Annotated in this window: 12 protein-coding genes; 8 read left to right on the top strand and 4 right to left on the bottom strand. The window is 68.6% G+C overall.

Features of this window, described 5'->3' with window-relative positions; translation table 11 throughout:
- Window positions 1–25 precede the first annotated feature (25 nt).
- Window positions 26–1,585 carry an altronate dehydratase family protein gene (locus WG209_RS04550; protein ID WP_337173823.1) on the top strand — a complete coding sequence of 520 codons (1,560 nt, stop codon included), beginning with the start codon at window positions 26–28 and terminating at the stop codon, window positions 1,583–1,585.
- Between the two features lie 287 nt (window positions 1,586–1,872).
- Window positions 1,873–3,984: a glycosyltransferase family 39 protein gene (locus WG209_RS04545; RefSeq protein ID WP_337173822.1), complete on the top strand. Its 2,112-nt coding sequence runs from the start codon at window positions 1,873–1,875 to the stop codon at window positions 3,982–3,984.
- Window positions 3,985–3,997: 13 nt separating this feature from the next.
- Here the strand turns inward: WG209_RS04545 and WG209_RS04540 are convergent, their stop codons facing one another.
- On the bottom strand, window positions 3,998–6,502 hold the full coding sequence (locus WG209_RS04540; RefSeq protein WP_337173821.1) for a carboxypeptidase-like regulatory domain-containing protein: 2,505 nt from the start codon (window positions 6,500–6,502) through the stop codon (window positions 3,998–4,000).
- A gap of 212 nt (window positions 6,503–6,714) precedes the next feature.
- Between WG209_RS04540 and WG209_RS04535 the strand changes: the two genes are divergently transcribed.
- Window positions 6,715–7,692: a DUF72 domain-containing protein gene (locus WG209_RS04535; protein ID WP_337173820.1), complete on the top strand. Its 978-nt coding sequence runs from the start codon at window positions 6,715–6,717 to the stop codon at window positions 7,690–7,692.
- A 30-nt stretch (window positions 7,693–7,722) separates the two neighbouring features.
- Here WG209_RS04535 and WG209_RS04530 read toward each other — a convergent pair whose 3' ends face one another.
- Together WG209_RS04530 and WG209_RS04525 are read right to left on the bottom strand one after the other, a co-directional pair.
- The gene (locus WG209_RS04530; protein WP_337173819.1) at window positions 7,723–8,364 is read right to left on the bottom strand and encodes a hypothetical protein; all 642 of its coding nucleotides are present in this window, start codon (window positions 8,362–8,364) and stop codon (window positions 7,723–7,725) included.
- Window positions 8,365–8,699: 335 nt separating this feature from the next.
- Window positions 8,700–8,966 (bottom strand): hypothetical protein, encoded by a 267-nt coding sequence (locus tag WG209_RS04525; protein WP_337173818.1) that lies wholly within the window; start codon window positions 8,964–8,966, stop codon window positions 8,700–8,702.
- Between the two features lie 954 nt (window positions 8,967–9,920).
- Here WG209_RS04525 and WG209_RS04520 point away from each other — a divergent pair.
- From WG209_RS04520 to WG209_RS04500, 5 genes are all read left to right on the top strand, one after another.
- Window positions 9,921–11,963 (top strand): YgiQ family radical SAM protein, encoded by a 2,043-nt coding sequence (locus WG209_RS04520; RefSeq protein WP_337173817.1) that lies wholly within the window; start codon window positions 9,921–9,923, stop codon window positions 11,961–11,963.
- 59 nt (window positions 11,964–12,022) lie between these two features.
- A complete protein-coding gene (locus WG209_RS04515; protein WP_337173816.1) occupies window positions 12,023–12,202 on the top strand; it encodes a hypothetical protein in 180 nt (59 codons plus the stop codon).
- Window positions 12,203–12,237: 35 nt separating this feature from the next.
- Complete coding sequence (locus WG209_RS04510) at window positions 12,238–12,801, top strand: hypothetical protein (protein WP_337173815.1); 564 nt, start codon at window positions 12,238–12,240, stop codon at window positions 12,799–12,801.
- Between the two features lie 90 nt (window positions 12,802–12,891).
- Complete coding sequence (locus WG209_RS04505; protein ID WP_337173814.1) at window positions 12,892–13,650, top strand: hypothetical protein; 759 nt, start codon at window positions 12,892–12,894, stop codon at window positions 13,648–13,650.
- Window positions 13,651–13,707: 57 nt separating this feature from the next.
- Window positions 13,708–15,153, top strand: a complete 1,446-nt coding sequence (locus WG209_RS04500) for an RsmB/NOP family class I SAM-dependent RNA methyltransferase (protein ID WP_337173813.1) — start codon at window positions 13,708–13,710, stop codon at window positions 15,151–15,153.
- Window positions 15,154–16,672: 1,519 nt separating this feature from the next.
- On the opposite strand, the gene WG209_RS04495 is transcribed toward WG209_RS04500, so the two are convergent.
- The gene (locus WG209_RS04495) at window positions 16,673–19,747 is read right to left on the bottom strand and encodes a bifunctional DNA primase/polymerase (RefSeq protein ID WP_337173812.1); all 3,075 of its coding nucleotides are present in this window, start codon (window positions 19,745–19,747) and stop codon (window positions 16,673–16,675) included.
- Between the last annotated feature and the right edge of the window lie 56 nt (window positions 19,748–19,803).

The following is a 19,803-nucleotide window of genomic DNA, read 5'->3' as shown; positions in this document are numbered from 1 at the left end:
GCCGCGCCGTGACGAGGGAGATGCGATGACGACCGCGTCGCGAACCAGCCGGGCGGTCCTCCTGCGCGAGGACGACGACGTCGCCGTGGCCCCCGCGCCGATCCCGGCCGGGGCCCGGATCGAGGTCGCCGGCGCGGCCGTCGAAGCCCTCGCGCCGATCCCCCTCGGCCACAAGCTGGCCGTCCGGGACGTTGCCGCCGGCGCGCCGGTGCGGAAGTACGGCCAGGTGATCGGCTTCGCCTCGGCGCCGATCCCGGCCGGCTCGCACGTCCACGTCCACAACCTCCGCGCCGACCTGTTCGAGCGCGACTACGCCTTCGCCTCCGAGCCGGCCCCGCGCCGCGAGCCCGAGCCCCCCCGGACGTTCCGCGGCTACCTCCGCCCCGACGGCCGGGTCGGCACGCGGAACTACATCGCGGTTGTCAGCACGGTGAATTGCTCGGCCAGCACGTCGCGATTCATCTCCGAGCGGTTCCGGGGCCGCGACTTCCGCCGGAGCCACCCCAACGTCGACGGCGTCTTCGCCATCACCCACAAGGGGGGCTGCGGGCTGCCGTTCGAGGGGAAGGACCACCAGATTTTGGAACGGGTGCTGGCGGGGTTCGTCAACCATCCCAACGTCGCCGCGTACATCCTCGTCGGCCTGGGATGCGAAGGCGCCTACGCTCAACATCTGATCGAATCCCAGCACCTGCGCCTGAGATCGAAGTCCGAGCCCGCCGCGCCCCCCCTGCCCCGGGTCTTCACGATTCAGGAGGAGGGGGGCATCGGCCGGACGGTGGAGGCGGCCGTGGCGGCGGTCGAGTCGCTGTTGCCGTCGGCCGACGCCTGGCGACGGACGGAGCAGCCGGCTTCGAAGCTGTGCCTCGCCCTGGAGTGCGGCGGCTCGGACGGCAACTCGGGCGTGACGGCCAACCCGGCGCTCGGCGTGGCGGCCGACCTGGTGATCGCCCAGGGGGGATCGGCCGCGCTGGGGGAGACCACGGAGATCTACGGGGCCGAGCACCTGCTGACGCGCCGGGCGGTCTCCGAGGCGGTCGGCCGGAAGCTGGTCGATCGCATCAAATGGTGGGAATGGTACACCGGCGTCTTCGGCGCCGAGATCAATAACAACCCCTCCCCCGGCAACAAGGCGGGGGGGCTCTCGACGATCTACGAGAAGTCGCTGGGGGCGCTGGCGAAGGCGGGGACCTCGCCGCTGGCGGACGTCGTCGACTTCGCCGAGCCGGTCCGCGCGCCGGGGCTGACGTTCATGGACACGCCGGGATATGATCCCGTCTGCACGACGGGGCTGGTGGCCGGCGGGGCGAACGTCCTGGTCTTCACCACCGGCCGCGGCAGCGTCCTGGGCCTGAAGCCCACTCCGTGCATCAAGCTGGCGACCAACACGCCGATGTTCGAGAGGATGAAGGACGACATGGACATGGACGCCGGGACGATCCTCGACGGCGAGCCCGTCGAAGCCGTCGGCCGCCGCCTCTTCGACCTCATCCTGGACGTCGCCGGCGGCGCGCCGACCCGCAGCGAGGGTGCCGGCCTCGGCGAGGAGGAATTCGCCCCCTGGACCATCGGGCCGGTGCTATGACGGCCGTTCCATGAGCCCATGAAACGGTCTTCCCCCTTGGAGGGGGAAGACAGACTCCGAAGGAGTCAGATGAGGGGGAGCTTGCCCACAAGGTTTCGGATTTCGCGACCTGGGACGAGGCCGCTGGCCGGGGAAGGTCCCTTCAAGTTCCACTAGCCGTCCTGCTCGTCCCCCCCTCATCCGGCCCTGCGGGCCACCTTCCCCCTCCAGGGGGGAAGGCCGTTATGAATGATCGTCCTTCCGATTCATCCGACGCGGGCGTACCTCTGGCATCGACCCTCAATCACATGACACCCCACGTCTCCCGCCCCCCGACCCCCTCCCCCACCAATCCCCCGTCGCTCGGCCTGCTCGGGCGGAGCGGTTGGCCGCTGATCCTGCTGGCGGTCGCCCAGGCGGCCTGGCTGGTCTGGTTCCTGATGGAGCCGCTGCCGAACGTCCCGCCGACCCCCGGGGGTCGCGTCAATCGGGGGCTCCTGGCGCTCAGCGCGATCCCGGGGCTCGTGCCGGGGATCACGCTCCAGGATTCGCTGCTCGGCAAGGCGCTCGGGGAGTTGAGCGGGTTCCAGAACCTGCCGCAACGCCTGCCGATCGTCGCGACCGCCGCGCTCATCGCCCTGGCCGCCATGGGGATCGGCGACTGGCTCCTGCGCAAGGCCCGGATGGAATCCAATTGCGGCGTCGCGGCCCGGCTGGCGGCCGACTACCTCCTGGGGACGGTCGTCCTCGGTCTGGCGACGTTGATCGTGGGGCGGATCGGATTGCCGAACCCCTGGGTCGTCCGCGCGGCGCTGCTCGCGACGGCCGCGGCGGGGGTTTACGCGGCGAAGCCCTGGCGATGGCCGCGCGGCCGGCTCGACGGCAACGCCGCGATCGCGCTGGCGATCGTCGCGCCATTCGCGGTGCTGATGCTGCTGGGGTCGATGCTGCCGGCGATCGATTTCGACGTGCTGGAGTACCACATCCAGGCGCCGAAGGAGTATCACCAGGCGCGCCAGATCATGTTCCTGCCGCACAACGTCTACACCAACATGCCCTTCGGGGTGGAGATGCTCCACCTGCTGGGGATGGAGGTGATGGCCGACTGGTGGTGGGGGGCGCTGGCGGGGCAGTTGCTCGTGGCGCTGTTCGGCCTGGCGGCGGGGGTGCTGATCGCCTCGACCGCCGCGAGGCTCGGTAGCTGGAAGGCCGGCTGCGTGGCGGCCGTCGTCTACCTGACGACCCCGTGGGTCTACCGGCTGGGGGTGATCGCCTACGTGGAGGGCCCGCTCTGCGGCTTCCAGGCGGCGCTCCTGTGGGCCTACGTCCGGGGGAGGACCGAGCCCGACCACGCCCCGGCGCGGCTTTGGGCGCTGATCGGCTTCCTCGCCGGCGGGGCGACGGCCTGCAAGTACACGGCGATCCTGCCGTCGGTCCTGCCGTTCGGCGTGCTGAGCCTCGTCGAGTGCTGGCGAGGCCGGTCCTTGCGGCCGACGCTCGCCTACGTCCTCGGCTGGGCGGTCGTGATGACGCCGTGGCTGGCGAAGAACGTCATCGACACCGGCAACCCGGTCTACCCGCTGGCCTACGGGATCTTCGGCGGTCGCGACTGGACCCCGGAGCGCGAGATCCAGTGGGCCAACGCGCACGGCCCGCGGCCGATCACGGCGTATTTCTTCCGCTATCACCTGATCGAGGTGCTGGGGAGGTCGGACTGGCAATCGCCACTGTACGCGGCGTTCGCGCCGTTGGCGTTCCTGAACCCCAGGACGCGCCGCGCGGCGGGGTGGCTGGGCGTCTACCTGGCGTGGATGTTCCTGTCGTGGTGGGTCCTGACTCACCGGCTCGACCGCTTCTGGCTGCCGATGCTGCCGGCGTTCGCCGTGATGGCGGGGCTGGGGGCCGACTGGTCGCGGTCGCTCGCCTGGCGGGCGATCCGGGCGGGCGTGCTGGCGGTCGGGGTGGGGACGAACCTGGTCTATTCGTCCACCGCGCTGGCGGGCCTCAACGAGTGGACGGGGGACCTGGAATTCCTCCGATCCGACATGCCCCGACGCCTCAACGCGCCGCTCGCGACGATCGACGTTAACCTGCCGGCCGACGCCAGGATCCTCCTGGTGGGCCAGGCGGCGGTGTTCCACCTGCGGCACCCGGTCCTCTACAACACCGTCTTCAACCCGGAGATCATCGAGACCCTGGCCGCCGGCCGGTCGCCCGAGGAGTTCCACGAGGCCCTTCGCGAACGCGGGATCACCCACGTCTACGTCGACTGGAAGGAGATCGGCCGCCATCGCGACCCGGCCGGCTACGGCTTCACCGACTTCGTCACCCCGGAACGTTTCGCCGCCTGGACCGCCGCCGGCGTCCTCTCCGGGCCGACCGCCATCGCGATGGAGCAGGATCTCTACGAAGTCCGCTAGCGCCGCCGCCCGGCTACGGCTCCGGGACGGGTCGCGGCCGGGGGTCGGTGTCGCGGAGGTCGATGACGCGGATGACGACCGGCTCTCCCGCGCCGGCGCGGACGATCGGTGATCGGGGGGAGACCCATCGCAGTCCGAGGCGGTCGTCCAGGCGGATCGGGCCTTCGGGGAGGGTGGTCAGGCGGAAGCGGCCGTCGGCGTCGGTGCGGGCCTCGGCGACGTCTCCCATCGCGTCCGGGGTGTCGACGGCCTCGGCGTGGAGGGTCAGGTCGGGGATCGGCCAGCCGGTCACGGCCTCCACGACCCGGCCTTCCAGGACGCTCCCGCGCTCGGCCCGGAGTTCCAGCGGGGGGCCGCCGGGCTCCAGGGGGGCGACGATGGGCCGGTAATCGTCCGCGAACGTGGCGACGAGGGAATAGTTCGCCTCCCCTTCCGCCAGGTCGTCGATCGTGGCGCGGCCGTCGGCGTCGGTCTCGCCGGCGGGCCATCGCCGCCACTCGGCGCCGCGGTCCCGCAAGGCGACCTCCAGCCGGGCCCCGGCGATCGGCCGGCCCTCCGGGTCGACCACGCGCGCGGAGGCGGAGGCGCGCGGAGGCAGCAGGAACTCGACCTCGCGATGGGGGTCGAGGGAGGAGAGCCGGATTTCCTCCCCCGGCGAGGCGTACCGCCCGCGCCCCGCGACGAGCCGCGTGGCGACGTTCAGGGGGAAGGCCGGGATCAGGAAGCGGCCCTCGGCGTCGGTCGTCGCCTCCTCGGCCGTCTCGACGGGGTAATCCGGCGGGGCGTCGTCGCGGAGCCGGAGGGCGTCGCGGACCCACTCGGGGTCCAGCGGGGCGACGACCCTGATCCCGGCGCCGGCCGGCGAGCCGTCGGCCTCCAGCACCCGGCCGCCGATCGACCCGGCGGAGTACACCCGGACGATCGCCGAGTGATCGCCGTCCGGCGAGCCGCCGGTGATCCGCGCCGGGCCGGTCCAGAACCCGGGGATGGCGGTCGACTCGTATCGGAACGACTCGTTCGAGAGGCACGGGAGCGCCGCCATCCCGCCGACGATCTTTACGGTCCGCGTCACGCCCAAGTGGCTCAGCTCGGGGGGCGGATTCATCAGGCGGAGCGTCATGGTCCCCTGGAACGGCGCGAGCGTCTCGTCCGCCTGGAAGCGGAAACGGATCGTCCGCTCCGCCGGCGCGACGGCCGCGGTGTCGATCCGGATCGGCTCCTCGTCCGGCGGCCAGGGGATCCGGATGGCGCGGCCCTCCATGAGCAGCGCGGCGTCGACCGTCTCCCAGACGGGGAACTCGAAGCGCCCGTCCGGGCCGACCTCGACGCTCCGGTCGAATTGGATCCGGCGCCAGGGGTCGCCGCCGCCGTATCCCGGCGTGGTGAAGCCTGTGAGGACGGAGTAATTGACCCTCAACCGGGGGGGTGGCGTCGAGGTCGCGGCGCGGCGCGGCATGTCCCCCCGCGCCATCCGACGCGAGCGCAGGATCACCTCCACCTCGCCGTCGGCCCGGCGCGCCCCCTGGGCGAAGCCGAGCGACCCGTCGGGGCCCTCGGCCCGGATCAGGTACTCCGACTCGTCGTGGAGCGCCGGCAGCGTGAACCTCCCGTCGGGGCCCGATCGCGCCAGGACGACGCGGTCGCGGGGGTGCACGGCCGCCATGTTCAGCCGCCCGTCCCGCTCGCCCGCGACGAGCAGGACGGCGTTCGCGACGGGACGCCCCCGCTCGTCCTCGACGAACCCCGCCAGCGGCCCTCGCTCCAGGGGGATCGTGATCGACCCGCCGGGGACGACCTCCGCCGGCACCGCCTCGTCGGGGAAGAGGAACCCGTGGACGTTGGGCTCGAACTCGTGGTCGGCCTCCGCGAGGTTCGCGAAGTAGGCGCGGCCCTCATCGTCGGTGCGCGCGGGGTTCGGCAGCTTGACCGGCCGGCCGTCGACGATCAGCCTCGCGGCCACCTCGGCGCCGAGGATCGGCGAGCCCTGGTCGTCGACGACGCGGACCTCGAACGGGACTCCCGGCTCCAGGACGACCTCCACCGGATCGTCCTCCGGCGGCCACCCCTTCGGGTATGGGCCCACGACCTTCGGCGCGTGGCCGTCGGCCGCGATCATGAGGAAGACCGGATCGGGCGTGATGGTGGTTTCGAACTCGGGCTCCGTCTTGAGGCTCGCCGTGTACCCCTCGCCGCCGGCGTTCCCCCGGCCGAATCGGTCGCGTTTCCGCTTGGGGATCACGGCCAGCGTGAAGCCGTCGCGGAGCGGCCGGCCGTCGGCGGCCCGCGCGATCCCCCGGAGGATGGCGGTCGGGACCGGTTGGGGGGCGGGCGTCCGATGGACCGGGATGAACGGACGGATCTCGTACGACGGCTCTCCCGACCAGGCCCGCCGAGCCGCGTCCATCACCCCGACCGTCCGCTCGGGCCAGTACACCACGGCCCCGGCGACGCCCAACAGCAACAACGGCGGGGCGACGATCGCCCCCCAGAGCACCCGAGCCCCCGTGGAACCGGCCATCGCGCCACGCTCCCCGACCCCGCGGCCGTCTCGATCCCTCGCGCCTCGACCCGCCCTCCAGGATCGCGCTTCGCCGCCCCCACCGCAAGCCCCGGCCCGCCCATCCCGGGCGCCGAGTCGAAATCGCCGGGCCTCCCTATATACTGATCGTGTCGCGGCGCCGGAATCTCCCCCGACCGCGGCGACCTCGACCACCCCCGGGCCCGCGACCCATGAGCCAACTCCCCCTGTTCGACGAGCCGAACGACGCGACCCCGGTCGCCGCCTCCCTCGCGCCGAAGCTCCGCGCCCTGGCCGATCGCGGCGCGTTCTTCGGCACGTCGTCGTGGAAGTACGAGGGGTGGCTCGGGTCGATCTACGACCCCGCGCTGTACCAGACGCGCGGGAAGCTCTCGATCAAGAAGTTCGAGTCCGACTGCCTGGGCGAGTACGCGCGGGTCTTCCCGATCGTCGGCGGCGATTTCAGCTTCTACCAGTTCCCCTCGGCCGAGTACTGGAAGGCCCTGTTCGACACCTCGCCCGACACGCTCCGGTTCGGCCTGAAGGTCCCGGAGGAGGTCACGGTCCCGCGCTGGCCGAGGCACGCCCGCTACGGCGCCCGCGCCGGCCAGGAGAACGCGGGGTTTTTGGACCCGAAGCTGTTCAAGGACCTGTTCGCCCGCCCCCTGTGGCGGCATCGGCACCGCGTCGCCGTCCTGATGTTCGAGTTCGGCACGATGGCGAAGTCGACGATGTCGGGGGTCGACGAGTTCCGCGCGCGGCTCGGCGACTTCCTCGACGCCCTCCCCCCCGGCTTCCGCTACGGCGTGGAGATCCGCAACCCCGAGTACCTGGGCGAGCCCTACTTCGACACCCTCCGCGCCCGCAACACGGCCCACGTCTTCAACGCCTGGACCCGCATGCCCGAGCTGATCGAGCAGATCGAGTTGCCCGGCGTCCACACGGCCGACTTCACGGTCGTCCGCGCCCTCCTGCGTCGCGGCCAGCCCTACGAGGACGCCGTGAAGGCGTTCAGCCCCTACCGCGAGGTCCAGAAGCCCGCCCCCTCCGTCCGCCTGGCCCTGCGCATCCTGGCCGAACGCTCCTGGCAGGAAGCCCAGCCCTCCTTCACGTTCATCAACAACCGCCTGGAAGGCAACGCCCCCGGCACCATCGAGGCCGTCGCCGACTCCCTCCTCGAAGACGCCTGAAGGCGCGGCCCCCCGCAACGGGCGATCCGGTCAGGGCTCCTCGCGGGTGGTGTATTCCGCGATGTAATCCGGATCCCTCACGACCCGGCCGGTCGAGCGGAGTCGGTAGCGAGCCGGCGGCGCCCTCTCGATTACCGCGGGGTCGCCGGGGACTTCCAGCGTGCGCGCGTCGCGATCGATCGCGACGAGGATCCCCCCCACGTCGACCACCATGATCGTGCCGACATGCTGCTCCTGCCGCTTGAGGCGGCCTTCCCGGTCCAGGACGTTCAGGCCCAGCAGGAGCGTGCGACCGATGTACTCATCCCCGAACAGCGAAATGGCCCTTCGGATCCGATCCTCGTCCCATCGGTAGGTGAAGTCCCATTCCGTCGGGACGCGGGACTGGAGCAAGGGCGCGTGGTTCGGGCGCGCGTCCCAGTACCGAGGGTCGGCGTCCTGGGTGAACATCCAGGACGTCAGCAGTCTCGGCCCGTCGACAACGGCCCCCGAGCACGCGAGGCGGTAGGTCCCGCCGGGGGCGGGGCGAAGGGAGCCGCGATCGGTCGGCAGAGAGCGAAGGTCGCCGCCGTCGAAGGGGCGGATCCGGGTGACGCGGTCGGTCACCTCCTCGATCTCGCCGTGAAACTGTTCCTGGCGAGCCGGCTCGCCATCGGATTGGAAGTACGTCATTCCGACGAGGACGTCCATCCCCACGAAATCACTCGGACGCATGCGGTGGCGGGTCGACCCCGCGTGACTGGTCCCGCCCGTCGCCACCACGGCCGGTCGCGAAATGCGCCGGCCCGCGATTCGAGGCGAGGGCGGAGGATAGGAAGGGCGAAACAAGGCCCGGCCCATGTTCGCGGGGCACCAAGTCCGCGTCAAGTCGGAACCTACCATTCCGAGGCGCGCGACCATCACGCGGCGGTCGCCACGGCTGTTCGCGACCGGCCGCTCGAGTCGGAATGGCGAGACGGAGAGGACCAGGACGCCGACACATCCCAGCAAGGCCGCTAGCGATACGGTCACGACTTCCAGCGGCTGACCTCGATGATCGCCCAGCCCGTCTCGTTTCGCCGCAAGAGGATGTATCTGCCGCTCCCGGCGCGGGGTCCGGCCTGGAATCCGGTCTGCACGAGCAGGTGGCCGTCGTGACCGGCCTCGATACGGAGCACCCGCGCCTCGCCGACGTCGGGAGAGGCGGCCACGGCCGCGAGCGCGGCGGCGAGGTCTTCCACCGAGACCCCGTCGATCGGGTACCGCCATCTTCCCGTGAAGTCTCCGATCCCCATCCTCGCCCCCATCCCGAGGCCCCTGCCCCGGACTTTCGTCCCATCGCCGACCGGGCCCCCGATCCATCGCGCGGATTCCCCCGATGGGCCGCCACCGGGGTCTGGAGCCGAAGCACCGGCCCGGCCCTCGGCTCAATTTTGGCGCCACCAGTCGCCCCGGATGCCGATGCCCTCGTCCACCACGCAACATCGTCATAGCGCGCCCAGCCAGGCCGACTCCCGATCATATCCGAAAGGTGCTTGAATTTTTCTTCCTATGTCATCATGGGCACTTGGGTCGATCCCGGCCGTGATTTTCGGGGCCCTTCCCTCGCAAACCCGACTTTGTGCGCCACTGTGTGCATAAGGGGGGACCGCGCATGCCGTTGACGACGCCACGGGAGTACTCGCGAGGACAGGCCATGGAGACGGCGTCGGACCTGGGCCGGCGTGGGTCGCTCCGCGCGCGTGGCATGCACCCCTCCCATCCCGTCGGGCGAGGATGGACCGAAGGATTGGACGGGAGCCGTCGGGGCATGGGCATGGCGACGGGCCCCGATCGGTGCAGCCCGCGCGGTCTCCAGGTGGGAGGGGGACGGGATCGAGTCGGATGGGATCGTCGAACGCGAAGGCCCATGGCTCCCGCGGCCGTTGCCCCATGCGCGTCCCGGCGGCCTGTGCCCGCCGCCAGAGCGGACGCCGCCACGCGACCTCTCATAGGCTTCCCGTTGTCCCCGCGGAGCCTCGCGAAACCACATCGATTTCGACGAACGAAGCCAACGCATTTCCGACGCAATTCACCATGCCACGGCATCTTGCGCGAAAACCACCGCCGCGCCGCGATGACGAACGAAGCCAACTCCCGACGCGCATTCGGATGTTCGAGCGATTGACCGCCGTGGCATAATGACAGGAACCCCCGAGGCCCAGATCCCGTCGACCGACCGCCCTTCCCATCGAGGCTTGAACGACCCCATGACGCCCGTGGCGAACACCCCACCGCCGTGCTCCTCGCGGAACGAGGCCCCGACGCAACTGCCGGAGCTTCCGCTGGTCCAGATCGCCCGGCCCCACCTGCCGGCGACCCGGGCGGAGATGCTCGCGCGCGGCTGGGAGGCCGTCGACGTGGTGTTCGTCACCGGCGACGCCTACGTCGACCACCCCGCGTTCGCCATGGGCATCCTCGGGCGCGTGCTGGAGGCCGCCGGGTTCCGCGTCGCCATCCTCAGCCAGCCCGATTGGAAGAGCGCCGACGCCTGGCGACAGTTCGGCCGCCCTCGCCTGTTCTTCGGCGTCTCCGCCGGGAACATGGACAGCATGATCAACCGCTACACGGCCAACAAGAAGGTCCGCAACGACGACGCCTACAGCCCCGGAGGCCGCATCAACCTCCGCCCCGACCGCGCCACCATCCCCTACTGCCAGCGCGCCCGCGAGGCCTTCCCCGGCGTGCCGGTCGTCGCGGGGGGCGTCGAGGCGTCGCTCCGCCGGCTCGCCCATTACGACTACTGGAGCGACACCGTCAAGCGCTCCATCCTCATGGACTCCAAGGCCGACCTCGTCGTCTTCGGCATGGGCGAGCAGCAGATCGTCGAGATCGCCCGCCGCCTCCAGGCCGGCGAGACGGTCAAGGACCTCCGCGACATGCGCGGGGTCGCCTATGCCATGGGCGCCAGCGAGACCCCGCCGGCCGACGCCCTCCGCCTCCCCTCCCATGAGGAAGTGAAAACCGACAAGCTCAAGTTCGTCGAGGCCACCCGGCGAATCCACCAGGAGACGAACCCCTTCAACGCCAAGCGGCTGGTGCAGTACCACGACCGCCAGGCCATCGTCTGCAACCCGCCCCCCCTGCCGATCAGCCAGGAGGACATGGACCGCGCCTACGGCCTGCCGTACACCCGCCGCCCCCACCCCATGTACAAGGGGGAGCGGATCCCGGCCTTCGAGGTCGTGAAGGACTCGGTGACGATCATGCGCGGCTGCTTCGGCGGCTGCACCTTCTGCTCGATCACCGCCCACCAGGGCCGCATCATCCAGTCGCGCTCCCAGGAATCGGTCCTGACCGAGCTGCGCCTGATGGGCAAGGACCCGAAGTTCTCCGGCGTCGTCTCCGACATCGGCGGCCCCACCGCGAACATGTACCAGATGCGCTGCACGCGCCCCGAGGTGGAGGCGAAGTGCAAGCGACTGTCCTGCGTCCACCCCACCATCTGCAAGCTGCTGGGGACCGACCACGGCCCGCTGATCGAGCTGATGAAGGAGAGCCGCGAGGTCCCCGGCATCAAGAAGGTGCACGTCGCGTCCGGCATCCGGATGGACCTCGCCCAGCAGTCCCCCGAGTACCTTGAGGAGTTGGCGCGGCACCACGTCGGCGGCCACCTGAAGGTCGCGCCCGAGCACACCGATCCCGTCGTCCTGAAGCGGATGAAGAAGCCGACCCAGGAGAACTACGAGGGCTTCGCCGAGGCGTTCGAAAAGGCCAGCCGCCGCGCCGGCAAGCAGCAGTTCCTCGTCCCCTACTTCATCGCCTCGCACCCCGGCAGCGACCTGAACGCGATGATCGACCTGGCCCTCTTCCTGAAGCGCAACGGCTATCGCCCGGACCAGGTGCAGGACTTCATCCCCGCCCCGTTCGACATCGCCACCTGCATGTATTACACCGGCATCGACCCCTTCACCGGCGAGGAGGTCTACGTCGCCCAGCACCTCCGCGACCGCAAGCTCCAGCGAGCCCTGATGCAGTACTTCAAGCCGGAGAACTACTTCGAGGTCCGCAAGGCCCTCCTCCAGGCCGGCCGCGGCGACCTGATCGGTTCGGGCTGCGACGCCCTGATCCCCGCGCAGGCCCCCAAGGCCGCCCTCCAGGCGCGCCAGGCCGAGGCCCGGCGCTCCCTCGGCGAAGGCCGCTACGTCCACCAGGTCGACGGCGAGCCGAAGCCCGCGACCGCCGCCGCCCCGGGCAAGCCCGCCGGCTACCGCCCGCATCGCCGCACGGCCCAGAAGCGCCGGCCACGCTGACTCCGAGAGCCATCCCAATTACCGAACGCGAGCGGCTGCAGTGCCACGAGAGCGGCCAGATGCTTGGGTTCCTTCGCGACGAGGCCAGCCCCCGGAAGCTACGCCTGCTGGCCTGCGCCCTCGTCCGGGCCGTCCGGCCCCCCGGCTGTGAACGGACCATCTGGGATCTCTTGCCGGGTTGCCGATGGTTCTTCTCGTGGACCCTGTTCCCCTCGCCGATCTCCCCGCCTCCGATCTGAGCTGGCACGAACACAATCGCCACGGGTGTCTGTACATGTCGTGCCACCAGGTCGTCGAGGCGATGGAGGATCTCGCCGACGGCCGCGTGAGCCTCGCCAGACGGAATGCGGCCAGACATTTCGGCGACTACATCGCGTGGGCTGCCGAGGCCGACACTTTCGATCCCGCCACCCGCCCCCCAGATGCGGAATTGCACTACTCGCTCTGGGGAGTCGTGGGCGCGACGACCAACGACGATGATGAATTGCTTCGGCAGATAGAATACAGCCAGGAACCGTTCGGCCCGCAGGAGTTCGCCCCGAGCGGGTATAAGCGAAGAAGGAGCATCTCCGAACACCAGGATCAGATCTGTCGGACCATCCGCGAGATCATCAATCCCTTCCGCTCCCGGTCGCCTGAAGTGGCCGAGCTTCATGGAGATTACCGGTTGTGGGCCCGTTGCATCTACGAGAGTAGGGAAGTCCGCTTCATGGGCCGGATGGCCGACCTCCTTGCTGAGACGATCACCGACGACCAGGAATTGCTGACCCATCTCCGGTCGGGCGGGCCGCACTTCCGCGGCTGCTGGGCGATCGATGAGCTGCTCGGCCTCGCTTGAACGCCCATCGCGACTTCCGAGCGGCAAGGGCTCCGGGTACACTCGATTCAACCGGGGACGCCCGGTGACCTCACGAAGGGCCTCCCTCCCATGCCGCTCCTTGACCACTTCAACCCGCCGTTGAATCGCACGCACCCCTGGCGCGGTTTCCACGGGGCCTGGGCGGCGGCGATGGCCCGGCTGCTCAATCAGGGCGTCTTGCCCCCGGAGTACTATGCCATCCCCCTCGTGAACCATGACGGGCCCATCGTGATCGACGTGGCGACGCTGAAGACATCGGAGGCGCGTGAACCCGGTCATGACGCGCCCGGGCCGGGAGGGTGGTCGGCGCCGGCCCCCGCCGTCGCGGTCGCGGTCGACCTGGCGGACGCCGACGGCGTCGAGGTCCAGGTGTTCGCCGACGACGGCGACCCGCGTCTCGTCGCCGCGATCGAGCTGATCAGCCCCAGGAACAAGGACCGGCCGGCCTCTCGTAGGGCCTTTGCGGTCAAGTGCGTCGGCTACCTCCAACAGGGGGGCGGCGTCGTGGTCGTGGACGCCGTCACCACGCGACGGGCCGACCTGAACGGCTCCATCCTGTCCCTCCTCGGGGTCCACGCCGACGACCTCGGCTTACCGTCGGCGGACCTCTCGGCCGTCTCCTACCGGGCCGTCGGGAGCGAGGACGAAGGTCGGCGGCTCCACCTCTGGCCGATGCCACTCGAGCTGGGGCGGCCCCTGCCGACGGTCCCCCTGTGGATCGCCCCCGATTTCTCCGTCCCCCTCGACCTGGACGCCAGCTACCGGATGTCGTGCGAGGACCTTCGCATTCCCCTCGCCCCCGCGCGGCCGGCCGTCGAGCCGGTCTAACGTCAAACCTTTTATCCGAAACGCCCCCTCCGCCCCTCCTCCGAGACAGCCCCGAACATGGCCCGCAGCAATCCCCGAAATTCCCGTCGCGGCCCCTCGTCGCGCCGCCCGAAGCCCGGCCCGCACCCGCCGAAGCCGCCCCGGCCCGCCGGCTCGCCGCTCGTCCAGCGCACGCCGCGCGGCAAGACCATGCCGGCGATGGCGTCGCTGATCGCCACGATCGCGCCGAAGGTCCTCCGCGACGTGCTCGACCGCGGCAAGCGGCTGGAATCGGCGATCGTCGACGCCCAGGGGGAGGAGGCGAAGAAGCGCTCGACCCGGGGCGACCGCCGGCTGATCAACCAGTCGCTGGCGTCGCTAGTCCGCTGGTGGGGCTGGATCGAGCCGCTGCGGCTGGTCCACGTCGAGGAGCAGTTGCTCCTGGCCTGGCTGCTGGACTCCACCCAGCTCTCGGCCATCCCCCGCATCTGGGCGAGCAAGGCGGCGAAGGACTACGCCCGCCTCTCCTGCGGCGGCGACGCCCCGACCTGGGCCGCCCGCGCCGAGACGCTCAAGCGGTTCGCCGCCGACCGCGCCGTGGCCGCCGACCCCTGGATGAACTTCCCCGCCTGGATCCGCGACGAACTCCCGATGCCGCCGGGCGACGAGTCGCCCAAGATGCGCCGGCTCCTGTTCCTCCACGCCGTCCAGCAGCCCCCCAGCCTCTGGGTCGTGGTGCGCGGCGAGGACCCCAAGCCCGTCTGGGACGAGCTGCGCGAGGCCGGCCATCGCCCATGGGTCCAACGTCGGATCGACGTCGCCGCGCGCCTGGAGAGCGACGTCGACCTCCGTCCGTTCGAGTCGTTCACCCGCGGCGCCCTCATCGTCGAAGACCTCGCCTCGCGAGCCGTCACGAAGGTCTGCGACCCCGACCCGGGCGAGCGCTGGTGGGACCTGGGCGAAGGGTCGAGCCTGCACGCGTTGGGCCTGGCCGACGAGATGCGCGGCAAGGGGACCGTGATCTCCACCTTCGAGCACGAGCCGGCCCGCCGCGCCGCCGCCCTCAAGATCCGGAGCAGCCCGTTCCGGAACGTGTCGGCGAAGGCGTGGGACGGCCGGCACGCCCCCGGCAAGCCCGGGACGTTCGACGGCGTCCTCGTCGCGCCGCCGAACTCGGGCGTCGGCTCGTGGCGCCGCCACCCGGAGGTCCGCTGGATCGTCAAGGCGGACCAGCTCGCCGAGTTCGCCGATCGCCAGCGCCGGTCGCTGGAGCTGGCCGCGACGGCCGTCCGCCCCGGCGGGACGATCGTCTACACCGTCGCCACGGCGACGCTCCGCGAGACCCAGGGGGTCGTCAACGCCTTCCTGAACGACCATCGCGACTTCCGCCTCGACCCCTTCCCCCACCCCCTGGAGGAAGACGACACCCCGGGCATGGTCCACCTGTGGCCCCAGATCCACGACTGCGAGGCCCGTTTCATCGCCCGGCTGATCCGGACCGCGAAGCCCGCCGAGTCTTCGTGACTCGTGGGCTGGACGAACGCCCCTGCGGAACGTACCCTGGGTATGTCTTTGACAATCAGCGACCGGGTAGCTCAGTTGGTAGAGCAACGGACTTCAAGCGCGGCCTCGGCCGCGAAATAGGAGCCTCGCGCGGGAAGAAGTGGAACCGCGACGAGTGGACGCCGCTATTTGCTGGGACGCCCTGAGAGCCCCCCGCACCACAACGCGGCCGGCGACGGCGAACGTGACGGTTCGAAAAGCGGGGGGATTGGGCCATCAGCAGGCAAGGCCTCCGGGGGATCCCCGGGGCCAGCCCCAGAGACTATACGCGGCGCGCCTGCGACGGCGAAGAGATAGTCCAGACCTTCAACCCGCCCCTCCCCCGAGGGGCGGCGGTCGGCGAGAGCCGATGAGGTAGGTTAATCCGTTGGTCCTGGGTTCGAGCCCCAGCCCGGTCACTTTCAACCCCAGCCCCAGCCTAGACTTACGACGAGCTTGTGCATGAGCCAACTTTGATGTTTACCGGTTTCGACGCTGAATCCGGCACGAAATCGGCCTCGAAACCGGTATGGGAATCCGGTAAACGGGCCGTCCCCAGCCTAGACGACGATCCCATTTTTGTAAACGGCCGTGGCGGCGAAACACCTCCCGCATGGGCTCAATCATGCGGGCGTCTGGACGACGGCTTCCGTCCTCACGGTTCAGGGCGTACCCCTCCCCCTGAAGCGAAAAGGTTATATTATCACCTTTTCCGTGATCGCCCGTCCATCATGTTAGAGTTTGGAAAACTGGACGAATTGTTTCGTCGTCGGGGCGACGGTCGCCGGATCCCGGTCGGGGAAGGATGCGAGGGCCTTGGGGGGGGGCGGCTGAATTTGCCCTAATTCGGGGCGGTAAAGAATGACACGCCGGGATGACCTTCCTGGCTTGGAGCCGGATTCGGCCACGACTCCCCCCCTGGTTCCCCAGGTTTTGCACCACGCTCGCATTTAGCACACGAGCCGCCGCTTTGGGTCTCGGCGACCGATCCGGCGAAAGGCCCCCCTTCCAAAAAAATGCCCTGAAAGTTTGCGTAAAAGCATGCTCGTGTGTGAGTCGCTTTTCGCCACGACGGTCGACCCGGCCGGATGCCCCCTTCCGTGGTGACTCCGACCATGGTAATGGCGTGATCAATTCGGTCACACCTCTGGTGTGGCGATTTCGACCACATCTCTGGCTTAAGGCTACCCGTTGAACGGGGGGCCTTGGGCGGGGGCGTCCCCCTTTTGGCTTTTGGCTTTCGGCGGTCGCCCATGCGACGAAAGGCGAAGGCCCAAGGCGAAAAGCCCAAAGGCCCGGCACGTCGGTGCCGGTGGGGTGTCCTATCCTAAAGCCTCAAGCGTAGCCGCTTGGCTCTGGGCGTAAGCCTAGAGAATGCCGCCGCCGGCCCTAAGCCTAGTCTAAGGCGAAGGGTCGGAAGCAATTCCACGCTTGATGATATGAGATATTGATGATGCCTAGAAGTAGGCACTGGCCATTGTACCATAACCCTCGGCTAAAGTCAAGAGCCTTCCGCCGGAATCTTCAAGTTTTCTTCCTCCGCCTCCGCATCCGCCAGCATCGAGCGGAAGGCGTCGTCCCATTCTTGATCGCTGATATCTTGACGCTTAAGCTCCTTGACCCTCGCTTGCTCTTTGGCGACGGCGTTCACGTATCGCTCAAGCCACAAGATATCGCCTTCAACGTCGGGCGGGAGCGGATCGCTTGAGCGACGGTCGGGGCGTGTCCTCATCGCCTGAAGATAAAGCCTCTTGGCCAGGCCATCGAGGTAGGCGTGATCGCTCAGCCTTGCGAGGTCGTCACGATCGAGGCGATGGGCCTGGGCCTTGACCTTCCCGGCCAAAGCCTCCCGCCACTCACGTTGGGCTTCCAGGTGTCGGGCTCTGGCTTCCGGGCTCACGGCTTCATCCTCGATTGAGTACGGCTCTTGATTGGACACCCCAAGCAAGGCGGGGGCTGGGGTTGGAGCCCCTTGGCTTTGGCCTTCGGATTCCGAATCATCGCAACTGCCAGCTGCCAAAACTGCCAAAAGGTCTTTACCATGCCTTTTGGCTTCCGAATCATCGCAACTGCCAGCTGCCATAACTGCCAAAAGGTCTTTACCATGACCTTTGGCTTCCGAATCATCGCAACTGCCAGCTGCCATAACCGCCAAAAGGTCTTTACCATGACTTTTGGCTTCCGAATCATCGCAACTGCCAGCTGCCAAAACCGCCAAAAGGTCTGCGGGCTGGGGCTTTTGGCTTTTGGCGGCTGGCGGATGGGGAGTTTCCTCCCCATCGTCATCGCCCCAGGTGAACGTGAACGGCGACTCGGCATCGGTGTCGGGATCGTCGCCCGGCCCGGGATGCCACGTTTCCGAAGGTCGTCCGCCGGTCGTGGAATTCCTCGGATGGGCCAGCCGTCGGGATCGGAGCGATGCCATCGCTTCATCGAAATGCGGGAGCCACTTCCGAGACTGGCGACGACGCAACTCCCGGCGGCTGATGCCGGGTTCCTTGACGATCGTGTCGAGCAAGCGAATGTCAAGAGACTGCCCTTGCCCGCCTGGGGTGTCCACGCCTCCGAATAGGCGACGGGCCGAATCCTCGCAATAACGCCAAACGGCCAGGGCCGCCCTCAAGTGCCTCTCGCCGATGATCTGGGTTCCATCCATTAGGGCGTAGATCAGCGATAGGCGAAGGGTCTGTGCGTGGCCTCTCGAAACGGCCATGCCCCAGGCTCCCGGCCTCTCTTCCGTGAGTTCGTCGTACACTTCACGCCAAAGGGCCTTCGCCCCGTCGTCACGCCAGCAAGCGCCGATCTCACGGGCCTTGACGATCGCCTCCCGCAAGGGTTCGACGAATTCGTCCAGCACGTCATGCCGTCCGCCTTCCGGGAGCGACTTGCTCCGGCGGACCATCGTCCAAAGGATCCGGTTGCTGAAACCGTTGCACGTCTCGACGCTGTCCTTAAGGAGTTTCGCCAACTCTTCCGGGGTGGCGTGGACGCTCAGGGAGACGTGCGGGTCGGTCGCCCGGATGCGGCTCTTGCCCCTGGTGAGAACGTCAAGCGTCTGCCCGTCCCATGCCGATCGAAGCAAGGGGCTCAGGGTGTTCCCTTCCCTCCGCATGGCGGTGATCGTCCGGGCGAATTCGGTTTCGACGCAGAGTAGGCTCTTGGGCTCCGGCTCTTCGCCTTCATCCTTGATCTTGTCCACCAACCCTTCGCCGCTCGACAAGCCCCAGGCGACGTCTTCTTTCGCCCACTCGGCCCATGCCGCCCTCATGAGCCGCATCACGATCTTCGCCGCACGCCCCTTGCCGCTCGCCGTCCCTCCGATGAGTGCGGAAAAGAGATTGGCGGCATGCTCGGCGTCGCTCATGCGAAAACTTGGGCTCTTGCCGACGGCGTTGCCGAACGCCGTGAGCAAGGTCAAGAGGATGCCCGCCGGATCGGCCTCGGTCTCCGGTTCCACGGCCTTCACGATCTGCCCGGCCAGGCCGATGAAGGCGTCATCGTCCAGTCTAGGCCAATCGTCGTCGTCGTCGGTTTCTTCACTCTCCGGAGATTCCGGCTCTTGGCTGGACACCCCAAGATGGTCGGGGGCGGGGCCTGAATCCCCCGCTCCCGGCTCTGGATCGGAACCCAAGCCCCCCGCTTCCGGCTCCGATCCCATGGCCCCGCCGCGCGGGGCCTGGGGCTCCTCTCCATGAGAAGGGGATTCCGCTCCCGCCTTGGCGGATTCCTTATTCGCCAGCCCTCGCACGGTTTTGAGAACGTCTTTCTCGGGAATGGGCGGAGTGCAGCGGCATGCCCATTCCGTCGCCATCGCCTCGATCGTCTTGAGACTGTCGCCACGATTGAGATGGATCCCGATGAGGCGACACAATTCGTCATGCCTAGAGGGCTTTTCGCCGGACGACGTTCCAGGGTGGGAAGGAAAATCGCACGCCCGATCCTCTCCCCAAACGAACGCCGTCGCTCCCTTGGGATCGGCCTGGGGCTTGGCGGTCGGATCGTCGTGAAAGCCCTTGCTCTCACGAATCTTGTCGAGCAACCAGTCGGGGCATGGGGCGATCGGCTCGGTCAAAGCCACAATCCATTGGTATCCGCCCTTGTCCGTGACGCTGGGCTCGACGACGATCAACCCGCCGTGCCCCCTCAAGTCGACGCCCGGCCCTACTTTGTTCGCCGCATTCTTGACTCTCACGCCCGCTGGAAGAGTCAGAAGATAGTGATAACCCCCGCTCCCCGTCTTGCTTTGGGGTGTCCGGCCGACGGCCCCGAATTCGGCTTGCCATTCGGCCCAAGTCCGATCGCCCGAATTCTTCGGATCTACGTCCACCGCCACGACGCCCTCTTGCGGGGCGATGCCCAGATTGGACAAGGGGGCTTCGGCGAACCATCGGCGAATGACGCTTTCATCTTGCGTGGCGTCCTTATAGCCGTGGGGCGTGTTCGGATGCTTGCCGATCGAGCCGCAATCCATCTTGCCACAAGTACAAATTCCGTTGATCGCCCCGTGTAGGCGGATGGGGGAAAATCCTAGTTTTGCATATTCCAAAGCCTTATTGATTTTGGCCTCGATCGGCACTATAATACTCATGTCAATCCTTTGTGAATAAAATCAATTGATACTGTCATGATTCG

Source organism: Paludisphaera sp. (genome assembly GCF_037189885.1).
In the GTDB taxonomy this organism is placed as follows: Bacteria; Planctomycetota; Planctomycetia; order Isosphaerales; family Isosphaeraceae; genus Paludisphaera.
This window is presented reverse-complemented; position numbering and strand designations above follow the sequence as displayed.

What these genes read in the sequence shown, in the direction of transcription:
- WG209_RS04500 (WP_337173813.1), top strand. Translation starts at nt 13,708, where the DNA reads ATGGCCCGCAGCAATCCCCGAAATTCCCGTCGCGGCCCCTCGTCGCGC.
- WG209_RS04530 (WP_337173819.1), bottom strand. Translation starts at nt 8,364, where the DNA reads ATGACGTACTTCCAATCCGATGGCGAGCCGGCTCGCCAGGAACAGTTT.
- WG209_RS04510 (WP_337173815.1), top strand. Translation starts at nt 12,238, where the DNA reads ATGTCGTGCCACCAGGTCGTCGAGGCGATGGAGGATCTCGCCGACGGC.
- WG209_RS04540 (WP_337173821.1), bottom strand. Translation starts at nt 6,502, where the DNA reads ATGGCCGGTTCCACGGGGGCTCGGGTGCTCTGGGGGGCGATCGTCGCC.
- WG209_RS04525 (WP_337173818.1), bottom strand. Translation starts at nt 8,966, where the DNA reads ATGGGGATCGGAGACTTCACGGGAAGATGGCGGTACCCGATCGACGGG.
- WG209_RS04520 (WP_337173817.1), top strand. Translation starts at nt 9,921, where the DNA reads ATGACGCCCGTGGCGAACACCCCACCGCCGTGCTCCTCGCGGAACGAG.
- WG209_RS04545 (WP_337173822.1), top strand. Translation starts at nt 1,873, where the DNA reads ATGACACCCCACGTCTCCCGCCCCCCGACCCCCTCCCCCACCAATCCC.
- WG209_RS04550 (WP_337173823.1), top strand. Translation starts at nt 26, where the DNA reads ATGACGACCGCGTCGCGAACCAGCCGGGCGGTCCTCCTGCGCGAGGAC.
- WG209_RS04505 (WP_337173814.1), top strand. Translation starts at nt 12,892, where the DNA reads ATGCCGCTCCTTGACCACTTCAACCCGCCGTTGAATCGCACGCACCCC.
- WG209_RS04535 (WP_337173820.1), top strand. Translation starts at nt 6,715, where the DNA reads ATGAGCCAACTCCCCCTGTTCGACGAGCCGAACGACGCGACCCCGGTC.
- WG209_RS04515 (WP_337173816.1), top strand. Translation starts at nt 12,023, where the DNA reads ATGCTTGGGTTCCTTCGCGACGAGGCCAGCCCCCGGAAGCTACGCCTG.